The 13,772-nt window shown below is 38.7% G+C and carries 10 protein-coding genes; 9 read left to right on the top strand and 1 reads right to left on the bottom strand.

The window, feature by feature from the left end; all coding sequences use genetic code 11:
• Positions 1 to 269 precede the first annotated feature (269 nt).
• The 6 genes from NBX03_RS01070 to NBX03_RS01095 all read left to right on the top strand — a co-directional run bounded on the left by NBX03_RS01070 (position 270) and on the right by NBX03_RS01095 (position 6,349).
• Positions 270 to 1,610 carry a PTS ascorbate transporter subunit IIC gene (locus NBX03_RS01070; RefSeq protein WP_250228932.1) on the top strand — a complete coding sequence of 447 codons (1,341 nt, stop codon included), beginning with the start codon at positions 270 to 272 and terminating at the stop codon, positions 1,608 to 1,610.
• A gap of 410 nt (positions 1,611 to 2,020) precedes the next feature.
• The gene (locus NBX03_RS01075; RefSeq protein WP_267134864.1) at positions 2,021 to 3,004 is read left to right on the top strand and encodes a transketolase; all 984 of its coding nucleotides are present in this window, start codon (positions 2,021 to 2,023) and stop codon (positions 3,002 to 3,004) included.
• Positions 2,997 to 3,935: a transketolase family protein gene (locus NBX03_RS01080; protein ID WP_250228934.1), complete on the top strand. Its 939-nt coding sequence runs from the start codon at positions 2,997 to 2,999 to the stop codon at positions 3,933 to 3,935. The genes NBX03_RS01075 and NBX03_RS01080 overlap by 8 nt, the downstream gene beginning before the upstream one ends.
• 565 nt (positions 3,936 to 4,500) lie before the next feature.
• Positions 4,501 to 4,713, top strand: a complete 213-nt coding sequence (locus NBX03_RS01085) for a helix-turn-helix transcriptional regulator (protein ID WP_250228935.1) — start codon at positions 4,501 to 4,503, stop codon at positions 4,711 to 4,713.
• Complete coding sequence (locus tag NBX03_RS01090; protein WP_250228936.1) at positions 4,700 to 5,146, top strand: hypothetical protein; 447 nt, start codon at positions 4,700 to 4,702, stop codon at positions 5,144 to 5,146. The genes NBX03_RS01085 and NBX03_RS01090 overlap by 14 nt, the downstream gene beginning before the upstream one ends.
• A 507-nt stretch (positions 5,147 to 5,653) precedes the next feature.
• Positions 5,654 to 6,349: an MBL fold metallo-hydrolase gene (locus NBX03_RS01095; RefSeq protein ID WP_250228937.1), complete on the top strand. Its 696-nt coding sequence runs from the start codon at positions 5,654 to 5,656 to the stop codon at positions 6,347 to 6,349.
• A gap of 130 nt (positions 6,350 to 6,479) precedes the next feature.
• Here the strand turns inward: NBX03_RS01095 and rpoN are convergent, their stop codons facing one another.
• The gene (gene rpoN, locus NBX03_RS01100; protein WP_250228938.1) at positions 6,480 to 7,778 is read right to left on the bottom strand and encodes an RNA polymerase factor sigma-54; all 1,299 of its coding nucleotides are present in this window, start codon (positions 7,776 to 7,778) and stop codon (positions 6,480 to 6,482) included.
• A gap of 683 nt (positions 7,779 to 8,461) precedes the next feature.
• Between rpoN and NBX03_RS01105 the strand changes: the two genes are divergently transcribed.
• From NBX03_RS01105 to NBX03_RS01115, 3 genes are all read left to right on the top strand, one after another.
• The gene (locus tag NBX03_RS01105) at positions 8,462 to 10,438 is read left to right on the top strand and encodes a transporter substrate-binding domain-containing protein (RefSeq protein ID WP_250228939.1); all 1,977 of its coding nucleotides are present in this window, start codon (positions 8,462 to 8,464) and stop codon (positions 10,436 to 10,438) included.
• 266 nt (positions 10,439 to 10,704) lie between these two features.
• Complete coding sequence (locus NBX03_RS01110) at positions 10,705 to 12,099, top strand: sigma-54-dependent transcriptional regulator (RefSeq protein ID WP_250228940.1); 1,395 nt, start codon at positions 10,705 to 10,707, stop codon at positions 12,097 to 12,099.
• 279 nt (positions 12,100 to 12,378) lie between these two features.
• Complete coding sequence (locus tag NBX03_RS01115) at positions 12,379 to 13,551, top strand: ABC transporter substrate-binding protein (RefSeq protein ID WP_250228941.1); 1,173 nt, start codon at positions 12,379 to 12,381, stop codon at positions 13,549 to 13,551.
• Positions 13,552 to 13,772: the final 221 nt, after the last annotated feature.

Here is a 13,772-nt window from a genome sequence, read left to right on the forward strand (position 1 = left end):
ACTCCACTCTAAAAAGAATATTATGTCTTTATAAGGTATAGTAAAATAGATTTTTGTGATTACCTTAAAGCTATTTCACTATAAATTACTTTAAATTTACTATAGTTTAAGCTTTCTGTGATATTTTAAACGAAATCAAGTTTAAAGAAGCTGAAATTTTTGGAAAAGCATCTGAACCATGTGCTTTTCACTGTAAAAACTTAGGCGGAATACAAATTGAATTCGTATCATCAGCATTGCTATAAGTATAATAAGAGAGGAGAAAGAGTATGGTAATTCTTAAGTTTATGCAGGATTTACTGTCTACGCCGGCCTATCTCGTTGCCTTAATGGCAGTTTTAGGCTTGGTGCTGCAAAAGAAGGCGGCGCCTGATGTTATTAGAGGCGCAATCAAGGCATTTCTGGGATTTCTCGTTCTTTCCGCAGGGGCCGACGTTGTTGTTGCATCTTTAGGACCCTTTGGGGAAATGTTCCAGCATGCGTTTAATACCCAGGGGGTTGTTCCAAATAATGAGGCCATCATTGCCGTTGCCCTTGAAAAATTCGGCTCGGTAACTGCCCTTATTATGTTCTTTGGAATGATTGCAAACCTCCTTATAGCACGTATTACAAAATTTAAATACGTGTTTCTTACAGGCCATCATACCCTCTATATGGCGTGTATGATAGGGGTTATTTTACTTACCGTAGGCATGAATGAAACCATGACCATTATCGTAGGTTCTGTAGCTCTTGGCATCGTAATGGTGCTTTTTCCGGCCATGGCCCAGCCTACCATGGAAAAACTAACAGGCAACAGCGAGGTTGCCTTCGGGCACTTCAGCACCATAGGCTACTGGGCTTCGGCGTGGATTGGTAAGCTTGTAGGGAAGAATTCAAAAAGCACAGAAGAAATTAATTTTCCGAAATCCTTGGCCTTTTTAAGAGACAGCTCCGTTTCCATATCGCTTACTATGGTAATTATTTATGTTGTTCTTGCAGTTTTTGCAGGGCCTTCCTTTGTAGGAGAGCTAAGCGGAGGGGAAAATTTTATACTGTTTTCAATTAAAAAAGGCGTTCAGTTTGCCGCCGGCGTATATGTTATTTTACAAGGGGTTCGCCTTATTCTTGCAGAAATTGTTCCTGCCTTTAAAGGAATTTCCGAAAAGCTTATTCCCAATGCGAAACCGGCTCTGGACTGCCCTGTTGTTTATCCCTTTGCACCCAATGCCGTTTTAATCGGATTTTTCTCTTCTTTTGTAGGCGGAATCGTTGGAATGTTGATATTAATTGTCACAGGCGGTATAATAATATTGCCGGGAGTTGTTCCCCATTTCTTCTGCGGCGCCACTGCCGGTGTTTTCGGAAACGCCAACGGCGGCGTAAAAGGCTGTGTGCTGGGCTCCTTTGTAAACGGCCTGATGCTTACGTTTGCTCCTATTCTGATTATGCCTTTGCTGGGAGATTTAGGCTTTGTGGGAACCACTTTCTCAGACCTTGACTTTATCGCCACAGGCTTTGCCCTGGGTAAGGCAGGCCAGTTCGGCCCTGCTATAGCAGCGGCTTTGGTATTTGGGGTTCTTGCTGTTATGGTTATCGTTTCTTATATAGGTAAGAAAAAGGAAGCCTAATTAAAATTTTCTTTCCCGAAAGCAATCTGTGTTTTTAAGCCTGCCGGGAAAGGCCTTTGTTACTTCTTCATAATAAATTTACTTTGTTTTGTATAGAAACATAAATTTTAAGAAAAAAAGTTCAGCAATGCTTTATAATCGTTAAAGGACTTTGACTAAAAAAACATATTTTGCATAAAAATCTATATAGGTTTTGATTTTTACAGCAAATTTTAAATTGCTGCGGAAAACCTTCAAAAACATAAGCTTTAACTGTAGTTTAAATTGTTTTACAATAGAATTGCAATGGTTGCGTTCAGGGCAAAGCCCTGAACGCAACTGAAATATTTTTAAGCGTATAGAGTCTGAAGACTTTTACGATATATATTTTCTATAAATAATTTATAATTATTACGGCATATAAATTTTTTATGGAATTGATTGGGCTGTATACTGCCGTAAAAAGCAGATTCACCAAATTTAAGGCACAGGGCAAAGGTCTTAAATTTGGACAGGCTTTTTGGGCCGTATGCACTAAATTTATTAATCAGGAGGATAAAATGGACAGAAATGAATTGCAAAGGCTTGAACGCTTTGCTTTGGAAATCCGTTTAAACACAGTGAAGAGCCTTCATCATTTAGGCTTTGGACACTACGGCGGAAGCCTTTCCATCGTTGAGTGTCTTTCCGTATTATACGGCAAGGTAATGAATATTGACCCTAAAGAGCCTGACAAAAAGGATAGGGATTATTTTATTCTTTCAAAAGGTCATGCAGGTCCGGGCTTATATTCGGCGCTTGCATTAAAGGGATATTTCCCGATGGACGTACTTATGACATTAAACGCCAACGGAACGAAGCTTCCAAGCCATCCCGACAGACAGCTTACAACAGGCGTGGATATGACTACCGGTTCTTTAGGCCAAGGCATCAGTGCTGCCTGCGGTGTTGCAAAATCTTTTAAAATAAGTAAAAGCGACCAGAAGGTATACTCCATCGTAGGAGACGGCGAGCTTAATGAAGGCCAGTGCTGGGAGGCTTTTCAGTTTGCAGCGCACAATAAGCTTGATAATTTATTTGTTTTTCTTGACGACAATAAAAAGCAGCTTGACGGCTACACAAAAGACATTTGTGACGGTGCATGCTATGAGGATAAATTCAAAGCCTTCGGCTTCGATACCTATAAGGTAAAAGGCAACAGCGTAGAAGAAATTTACGAGGCAATTGAAAAGGCTTCTAAAGTAAGCGGAAAGCCTCATATGATTATCCTTGATACAATAAAGGGACAGGGCTTTAAATATCTTGAAGAAAAATTCGACAACCATCATTTAAGACCGACCCCTGAAGAGGTAGAGATTATAGCCGAATATATCAAGGAGCTTGAAAATCAGTTAGGAGGCGTTCAGAATGCTTAAGAAGGGAAATAACGAGCTTCGTAAAGTTTATGTCGATACATTGATAGAGCTTTGCGAAAAAGACAGAAATGTAGTTGCCCTTGAGGCAGACCTTGCAGGCTCCATAGGGACTAAGCGGTTTAAAGACCACTTCCCCGATAATTTCATAGACTGCGGCATTATGGAAGCCAATATGATGGGCGTTGCGGCAGGGCTTTCTCTCACAGGGAAGAGACCCTTTGTTCATACCTTCGGCCCCTTTGCCACAAGAAGGGTTTTTGACCAGGTTTTCATCTCTCTTGCCTATGCCAATTTAAGCGCAACCATCTTAGGCTCTGACTGCGGCGTAACAAGCGAGTTTAACGGCGGAACCCATATGCCTTTTGAAGACGTTGCTCTTATGCGCTCCATTCCTACCTGTAATGTAGTTGAAGCTACAGATGAAGTAATGCTGAAAGAGCTTCTTATGATGAGCTATGAAAAAGGCGGCCTTTGGTATATTAGAACCTCCAGAAAGAATGTGCCGAGAATTTATGCCGATGACGAAAAATTTGAGCTTGGCAAGGCAAAGGTTGTAAGAGAAGGAAAAGATGCAGCCATTTTTGCTTACGGTATATGTGTTGCCGATGCGCTTGAAGCAGCCGAGGAGCTTAAGGAAGAAGGTATCGATGTAGCAGTAATCGACTCTTTCTCCATCAGCCCTTTCGATAAGGAAATGGTAGCAAAATATGCTGACAGGCCGATTATAACCGTTGAAAACCATAACATTACAAACGGCCTTGGCTCTGCCGCAGCCGAAGCGCTTGCTGAAAGCGGAAAGGCCACAAAATTCGTAAGAATGGGCGTAAAGGGACGCTACGGTCAGACAGGATCCCTTGACTATCTCAAGAAGGACTACGGCATTGATAAAGACAGCATAAAGGCTGAGGTAAAGAGAATTTTAAATAAATAATAATAAAAAAGATGAAGGGTCTGCTGCGAAATTTATTTTGCGGCAGGCTCTTTTTGTTTAAAGCTCTTTGAGCTTTAAACGAGATTGTATAATAGTATTTTATTGCTTTACTTAGCTAAGCCACGAAACACGCTGTTTCCCTTAATGGGGTAAATAATTTAAGCTTTGCTTTAAATTATGATATTCCCAGAATTAATTTTGGAACGCTGCACATTCCTATGGTATAGTAAATTTGCCTTTCTTCCGCAGTATAGTGAATTTGCTTTTCTACCCAAGGAAATATTTGGATTCAGGTGGTTTAAAATAAGAGAAAAGCAAATTTACAACACGTTGCTTTTTTGTTTATTCAAGTATACACGTAACGGGCTCCGAGAAGGCATAAAATCAAGGCAAAGCAAACTTACAATGCTACTATTTTATTCTAATTCGACTATAACTGGCAATATTGAAGTTATGAGAGCTAAAGATGCAACAGTTTTTATGTAAAGCTTACTTGACATACGGAATAAATAGTTTTATAATTGATGTAAAGTAAGCTTTACATGAAAGGAGAGGAACATTATAATTGAAAAATAAGATTGAAGAACTTCGAAGAATAAAAAATATAAATCAAGACCAGCTGGCAGAAGCCCTTGAAGTATCAAGGCAGACCATAAGCTCGCTTGAAAACGGGCGTTATAACCCTTCAATAATTCTTGCTTTTAAAATAGCCAGATATTTTGAGCAGACTATCGAAGATATATTTATCTATGAGGAGGAAAAAAATGAAGAAAGGTAATCTTTATACAGGCATAGGTTTTATACTTACAGGGATTTTGCTTATACTTATAGGATATCTTCTAAGGGAAAATATTGATTCTTCCTTTTTGTTCGGCTGGTCCGGCGGCTTAATAGGGCCGGGTATCCTATCTTTATATAAATATTATCGCTGGTCCAGCCCTGAAAATGCAGGAGAATATGAAAAAAGGCTGAAGGAAGAAAAAATAAACCTCAATGACGAAAGAAAAATAATGCTCAGAGATAAATCCGGCCGTATAGCATATGTTATAGGGATGCTTCTGCTTGCGCTGATAATTATTATAATTTCTGTTATCAGAATGTTTGACATCGCCAATATAAGCAGATGGCTTGTGCTTGGCATATCCCTTTTCCTTATGTTCCAGTATTTTTTAGGAATCGTAGTTTACAGGCACCTTTCAAAAAAATTATAATATGGGAAATAAACTAAAAAGAGCCAAGTTTATTTCCTGTAGAACCTAATAAGTATCCATCAAAAAAGTGATACAAGGCCTTTTCCGTGGATTAAATTCTCTTTTATTGCTATACTATGGTCAATTTCAAATTAAGCAGTAATAAAAATCGTATATTCGTGAGGATTCAAAAATGCGTTTTAGAAGAAATATAATGAAGCGCCCTTGTGAAACTGCCTTTATTTTATATATTGAAAGGCTTATATCTATTACGGTGTAAAGGCAATTTCACTATGTTTCCGAAGGAAATCTGTATTTTTATACTATGCGAACTTGGAAAAGAATGCAGGCGCAAGCCTGCAAATCTTTTTTAAGTGAGCCTTTTCTTATGGTTATCAAACTTATTTTTGTTTGGTAATGATGAATCCGCAGCGAATCAGTTTTTGTTACTTCTTTATAAAAAATTTACTATATATCTATCTTTATATTTTGGGCGGATATCAATGTGATTTTAAACGGAGGGATGGTATGAAACCTGTTGAAATAAGCAGAAGAAATATTATGTTTACGGAGAAAATGGGAGAAGAATATGACCTTAATATCGGTCTTATTACGGGAAAACGGCACAATTTTATTATTGATACAGGCCTTGGAAGCGGAAGCGTTAAGCCTATACTTGACTATATGAAAGACAGCAGAAAGCCTATTATTGTGATTAATACCCATTTCCATTGGGACCATATATGGGGAAACTCGGTATTTAAGGAAGATATTATTATTTCCCACAGGAAATGCTATGAGTTTGAAAATAAATACTGGGAAAAGGCCTTTGAAAAATTTAGTGAAAAGGCCGACGGAGAAGTACAGAAAGCCCTTCCCAATTTAGTATTTGATAAAAATTTATACTTTCCTGAAGACGGTATCGAATTATTTTTTACTCCCGGTCATAGCGCCGATACCATCAGCATCTATGACCAATTAGATAAAGTGCTTTATGCAGGGGATAATATCGGGGATACTGCAGATGAAATTGTGCCTTATATTGATACGGATATGGAAACCTTTAAAAGCACAATAGAACTATATAAAAATTATGATTTTGATTATTGTATTTCAGGCCATAACAAGCCCCAAGGCAAGGACATAGCAGAAAGAATGGATATTGCCTTGGAGAAGTCTTGGGAAAAACAGATAGAAAAATGGGGGCTTCCTGAAAAAAGCTAAACCCCTTTTCATTTTCTTTAGAAAGCAAAGTGTATCAGCAGAAATAACAAAAAACTAGTCCCTCTGAACTTAAAAACGGCATTTTCTTCGGGAAAGCAATATTTTAAGCCTACGTGAATATATGGTTTTGTTACTGTTCCGCTTTAAATTTACTATATCTTCTCTTTCTTTCGGAAGCCATAGGGATATGAAGCATATCCCTATACTTCGCCACGGTTCTTCTTGAAATACAGATGTTTTTTTCCATGAGGATAGCTGAAAGGGCGCTGTCGTTCAGAGGGACTTTCTTATCCTCATTTTTGATAAGCTCTCCTATAAGATAGACACAGCGGCTTTTGGAAGGGCTTTTTAAATCATTATTTACTTTTCTTGAAAGAAAATATTTAGCCGGATAAACTTTATTGTCAAATTCAATATATTTATCTTTCAAAGCCCGGCTTATAGTGGAAATGTTAAGGTTTAGGCTTTCCGATATATCCGAAAGGCTCAGGTTTTCAAGATAAGGCTTTTCGCCGAGGAAGAAGGCCTTCTGTTTAAAGCTGATTTCCTTCACGCATTTAAGCAAGGTACTGTCTCTTTGGTTCAGCGCGTGTAAAAGATTATCCGCCTGCTGCTGCTTTTCTTTAATATATTTTTTTATTTGAGGCGTATTGGAATAATTGAGATATTCCTCATGGTCCCTGTTTATTTCTACATTAATTCTGCCCTCTTTGTTAATTCCTGCAGAAAGGATTCCGTTCTGATTTGTGATATAGGCATCGGGAATAATGTATATGGAGGGAGCGGCTTTATAGCCGTTTCCCGGAAGAGGGTTCAGGCTTTCTATGACGGAGCAGGCATAGATAATTTCTTCTTCTCTGGCAGAGAGGCTTTTGGCTATTTTTCTATATTGTTTTTTTGAAAGCTCTTTTAAATAGAATTTTATGATTTCTTCTATGTAAAGGGGCTTTTCGTTAAGCCTTCTTGCTTGAAGAATAAGGCATTCTTTAAGGCTTCCCGCACCTACACCGGCCGGCTCCATGGCTTTCAGGAGCTTTATAAGCTTTTTTACTGTGCCTACAGGCAGATTCAGGTCATTGGAAATTTCCTCTGAAGAAATTTTTAAATATCCGCTTTCGTCTACCATGGAAATAATAGCCCGAAGGATTAGGGCTTCTCTTTTTGTAATTTTCAAGTCGTAAACTTGAGCTTCTAAGGCTTCATAAAGGCTCTCTCCTTCCGGAACCCCGTAATTCTCATTATCGGGGAGCATGACAGAAGAAAAGGGGCGTATCCTTTCGGGGGGAGAGATTTCAATAAAGGGGTTCTCGTCTGAAATAAACTTTATATACTCCTCAAGGGCTGCTGTATTCATTTTAAGCATTTCAAGGGACCTGTAAAGGGCTGGAGAAATCATGGTTTTTTGGCTTAGGGCTATATTTATGTCCATATGGTTACACCTCTAAGTTAAAGTTTTTATGATTACGGTTACACTCAGATAAAAGCAAAACAGTAAAGCTGTAAAGTTAGCAAAGATAAAAACATCTTTGTTATAGTAAAACAACTTTAAAGTAGGAACAAAAGCCTATTTTTTATAAACGGCTTAATATAATAGAACCCCTTCTATTAAGCCATTCAAAATATACGGTTTTTGTTACTGTAATCTAATTGTTTTACTATAACTATAAGGGGACGTTGGCCTGAAAACACTTTTACAGTTTCCCTGTAAGTGTTTTCAGGTTCACTAAGTATAAATTTGATTTTCCTTTATTTGATGCCTTCTCGGAGCCCGTTACACAGCGGTAAGAAGAGCAAATTTACTATATATTTTATAGCTTGTTAAATGAAATAAACTAAGGTTTATGCCTTAGCAGTCAAGAGCTTCGTACCTTAAAATGAATGCATAAGGGATTATTTTCAAGCTTATGGTCTATAAGAGCAAGAACAATATATTTATACAATATTTATTGTTATCCTGTTCTTTGGAAAATTCATATATTTACATTTTAATACTAAAATAGTATTATTGAAATATCCATTGTAAATTATTGTGCCAAAACACCTTATAAATAAAAATTTTTTATATGTTATGCTTAAAGGAAAATGAAAGCCTTAAATATTAAGAGGTGGATTATGTACAGGAGTATAAGGGTAGCAGGCTTAATAATTATTTTTTTATTCTTATTTTCAGGCGCGGCAAAGGGAGAGGTCCTGCCTGGAAAATTAATCAAAGTAGCAGGGGATAATAATTACCCGCCTTACGAATTTATAAGCGATTCGGGGGTATATAAAGGGTTTAATAACGATATTATACAGGCCATTTCCATAAACGAAGAGCTTGATATAGAGCTTTACCCCATGGCGTGGCAGGAGGCCATGGAAGCCCTTGAAAAGGATGAGGTGGACGTAATCCAGGGTATGACCATAAGCGAGGACAGAGCGAAGCTTTTTGACTTTACCCAAAGCTATATCACAAAGGAGCAGGTTATTTTTGTTCTCGAAGGAAATGATTATGTTTCGTCCCTTGAAGACTTATACGGGAAAAAGATTTCCTATCAGGCAAACGATATCAATACGGACTTTATAAGGGATATTCATAATATTGAAAAGCTTCCGAAGGAAAACCAAATCATAGCCATGGAAGCGCTTTTAAATGGGGAAGCTGACGCCTTCATAGGGGACAGGCATACGGGAAGCTTTTATCTCCAAAAGGAAGGCATTTACGGAAGAATAAAAATCGCAGGCGAACCCTTAAAGACCACCTATTATGCCATTGCCGTAAAAAAGGGCAATGAGGAGCTTTTGAAGGTTCTTGACGAAGGGGTATCAAATTTAAAGACCAGCGGTACTTATACGAAAATATATAATAAATGGTTTGGAGAGGTTATTTATGAAGAGGGCCATTATTTAAAGCAGTTTTTGCTTGCGGCATGGGGTGCCTTTTTTGTTGCAGTCATGATAACTTTTTTTACGGTTCTCATAAATAAGAGGCTGAAAGATGAAGTAGCTAAAAGGACCATGGGTCTTTCTGCCGCCAATGAAGAATTAAACAGTGCCAAATCCCAGCTTGAGCATAATTACAGGCTTTTAAATAATATCCTTGGAAGCACTGTTTCAGGGATTATCGCTCTTGATAAAAATTTAGAAATCATAAATATCAATTCAAGGGCAGAGGCCCTTTTAAAGAAAAAGGCGCTTCTGGGAACCAGCTTTAAAGGCCTTGAATTATATCAATATTTAGGCAATGAAGGCATTTCATCGGCCTTTGAAGGAAACGTATCCACAGAAAGCATAAAAATAAACCTTGAAGGAAAGGACGAATATATAGACTGCGCCATCAGCCCCGTAACGGAGGAAAAGGGCATCGCTACGGTAATATGCATGCTTACGGACAGAACAGAGGAAATACGCCTTAAAAATATGCTGAATATTCAGGATAAAATGTCCGCTGTGGGAAAGCTTACCACAAGCATTGCCTATGAGCTTCGAAACCCTCTTACGGCTATAAAAGCATATATAGACCTTCTGCCCCTTAAAATAGATAATCCTGATTTCAGAAAGCGTATGTCTGAAATTGTTCCTAAGGAAATTGAAAGAATGAATATCCTCATTGCGAGCCTTCTGGATTATTCAAAGCCGCGGCCGCCTTTACCTCAAAAAATACAGCTGAAAGGGCTTTTTTCAGATATCATAGGGCTTTTTAACCCTATTATAAGAAGGCAGGGGATAAAGCTGATATGGGATATGGAAAATATTTATATATGGTCCGACAGAAATCAAATCAAGCAGGTATTTGTCAATATTATATTAAACAGCATAGAGGCTGTTTCAAGAAACGGCATCATTAAAATATCCGCTAAGGAAGAAGGCGATTTTGCTTTGATAGAAATAGAGGATAACGGCTTTGGCATTCCTGAGGAGGATTTATCGAAGATATTCGATGTCTTTTATACTTCTGCCAATAAGAAAAACGGCACGGGCATGGGCCTTAGCGTAAGCTATCAGTTCGTTCGGGAAAACGGCGGGGATATTTTTTATGAAAGTAAATTAGGAGAAAGCACAAAGGCAATCCTTCGGCTTCCTCTTTATAAAAGCGAGAACTTTCAATAAGAATAAGCCGCGGCTTATAGTAAATTTGCTTTTCTTACCGCTATGAAACAGTCTTCGAGAAGGCATAAAATCAAGGAAAAGTAAATTTATAACGCTACGGTTTTACTTTTATTCGAGTATAGAAAACAGAGCGGATATTTAAGATGCTCTGGGGGTTTAGGGGTGCTGGTTTAGATTTGAACTAAAACCTGGTAAATTCTTATAAAGAAGTAACAAAGAACTATTTCTATAGATTTCATTCACTGTAAAAATAACGGAGGTAAGCGATGAAGAACATATTGATTATAGACGACGAGCCTTCTATTTTAGTTGCTCTTGAATTTTCCCTGAATGATATATATAAAGTGCAGACGTCTTCAAGCGTTCCGGAGGCCTTTGCCATTCTCGAAAACAAAGAAACAGACCTTATCCTTCTTGACCAAAGGCTTGGAGAATATGACGGCCTTGAGGTTTTAATCAATATAAAGAAGAAATATCCCTATATTCCCGTAATCGCCATGACTGCCTACGGAAGCATTGAATCTTCCATCAAGGCCATGCAGAACGGGGCTTATTACTATATAACAAAGCCGCTTGATTTACCCGGATTGCGAAGCCTTATTTCAAAGGCCCTTGATTATCAGATTCTTGAAGAGCAGGTGGCCTATTTAAAGCAGGAGCTCAGCGGAAAATACGCTTCAAGCATCATCATAGGAAAGCACAAGGCCATGGCCAATATTATAGACACGGTGGAAAGGATTAAGGACCTGAACGTAAACGTATTGATAACAGGCGAAAGCGGAACGGGGAAAGAGGTCATTGCAAGGGCCGTCCATTATTCCGGCGAAAGGGCGGAAAGGCCTTTGCAGATTATAAACTGCGCCGCCATCCCCTATAATCTTCTTGAAAGCGAACTTTTCGGCTATGAGAAAGGAGCCTTTACAGGAGCTTCCGTATCCAAAAAGGGGAGAATAGAGCTTGCCCAGGGGGGCGATGTATTCCTTGACGAAATAGGGGATATGGAAATGGGCCTCCAGGCGAAGCTTTTAAGGGTGATACAGGAAAGAAAGATTTCACGCCTTGGAAGCGAAGGGGATATTGACCTTGATGTAAGGTTTATCGCAGCAACCAATAAGGATTTAAAAGAAGAAATTTTAAAAGGGAAATTCAGGGAGGATTTATATTACAGGCTCAATGTTATAAGCCTTCATATGCCGGCCCTGAGAGAAAGAAAGGAAGATATCCCCGCCTTTATTATACATTTTCTTGAAAAGTTCAATAAAAAGTTCAATAAGAATATCCGCTTTATTTCCCCGGAAGCAGGGCAGGTATTGAAAAGCTATGACTATCCGGGAAATGTAAGAGAGCTTGAAAATATAATGGAAAGAGCCGTCGCCCTTTCTCATGATGAGACTTTAAATTTTTCGGATTTGCCGGGAGAGCTTGTTTCAAATGTCAATACGGATTTATTCGATAATTACATCATAACCCATATTGGGGAAAGCCTTAGAGAAGCCGAAAAGAAGCTTACTTTAGCCACCTTAAAGCATTTTAAGGGCAATAAAAGAAAGGCGGCAGAGGTTTTAGGATTAAGCGAAAGGCATTTAAGAACGAAAATAAAAGAATATGAAGATGAAATCCCCGAAGGGGAAATTTTTTCCGACAGGGAAAATAATTCATAATAAAACATTCTATAAGGCCTTATTATAATACAGAAGGCCTTATAATTTTCTGATTGGCTTTATGGATAATGGTGAATAAACATAGTGTAACAATCCGATTTAAGACAAATTTTATATAATTCTTACAAAAAAAGGCCCCAGTCTGCGACTGGGGCCTTTTTGGCACGGTTTTTGCTATATGTATAAGTGAAAGGGGAAACAAGGAAGTTTAAATAAAACCCTGAATTATTATGAAGATGCAAGGCCCTTTAATGAAAAGAAAATTGAGGAGGATAAGGAATGAAAGGTAATATTAGGTTCAAAAGAACACTTGCATTAGGTCTTTCAGCGCTTCTTTTAGCAACCGGCTGCGGTCAAAGCGGAGCCGGCAAAGGAGCTTCATCCGGCAAAGGAGAAATAACCATCGCAAGCGTAAACCCTATGACAGGGGACTCGGCACAGTTTGGCGATATTAAAGTTAAAGCGATTGAAATGGCCATCGAAGAGTTTAACGAAAAAGACGTTCTCGGCGGAGTAAAGGTTAAGCTTGCCGTAGGAGATGATACGGGAAACCCTAAGGAAGCGCCAAACGTTGCACAGAAATTCGCTTCCGATAAGAATATCCTTGCTCTTATAGGGCACTGGAATAGCTCCTGTACTTTGGCTGCAAGAAATATTTACGAGCAGGCAGGCCTTCCTGTTATAACAGACTCTGTTAACAAGGCTATAACAGATGGAAGCACCCCTCATTTATTCAGAATATCTCTTACAGATACAGCGCAAGCGGAATCCTTGGCAGATTATGCTTATAATGTAGCCGGAAAGAGAAAGGCCGCTATTCTTTATACGGCAAACGATTTTGGAACAGGGCTTATGAATGATTTTACAGCTAAATTTACAGCCCTCGGCGGAGAGGTAACCGCTTCCGAAACCTATTTTGAAGGCCAGTCAAAGGACTTCAGCCCGCAGATAACAAAAATCAAAGAAAAAAATCCCGACCTTTTATTTGTGGCAGGATATTATGTTGAAACAGCCCTGATTGCACAGCAGGCAAAGGCATCAGGCCTTGATATTCAAATTCTAGGAACCGACGGCATCAGCTCCGAAGAGCTTATAAAGCTCGGCGGAGACGCAGTTGAAGGAATCCTTTTCGGCGCATTCTTCCACCCCGATGTTGAATTTTCAGGCACGAAGGAATTTACAGAAAAGTTTGTTGCGAAATACGGCAAAAACCCTGATACATACGCAGCTCTTGCATATGACTCCGCTAAAATAATCCTCGCCGCAATAGAAAAATACGGCGCAGAAGTAACAAGAGAGCAAATAACAGAATATATCAAAGGCGCTCAGGATTTCCCCGGGGTTGCGGGACCGATTACATTTAAAGATAACGACGTTACAAGAGGCGTTATTGTTGTAACAGTACAAAACGGCAAATTCGTCCCTTCTGAAAAGCAGCTTGGCAAGGAATAGAGCAGTTCCATTTTACTTAGGGCAGGCATCTCTCCCTTTGCCTGCCTATAGTAAATTCAAAATGAAACAGTAACAAAACCGCATATTTAAGGGGGTTCAAAAATCTACCGTTTCCGTAGGAAATCCGTGTTTTTGAATCTTTGGTGAATCGGTTTTTATTATTTCTTTATAAGCAGTTTACGAAACTTACACAATAAATTTACAAATGGATAAAATACGAC

The sequence above is a fragment of the Anaeropeptidivorans aminofermentans genome (genome assembly GCF_940670685.1).
Taxonomy (GTDB): Bacteria; Bacillota; Clostridia; order Lachnospirales; family UBA5962; genus Anaeropeptidivorans; species Anaeropeptidivorans aminofermentans.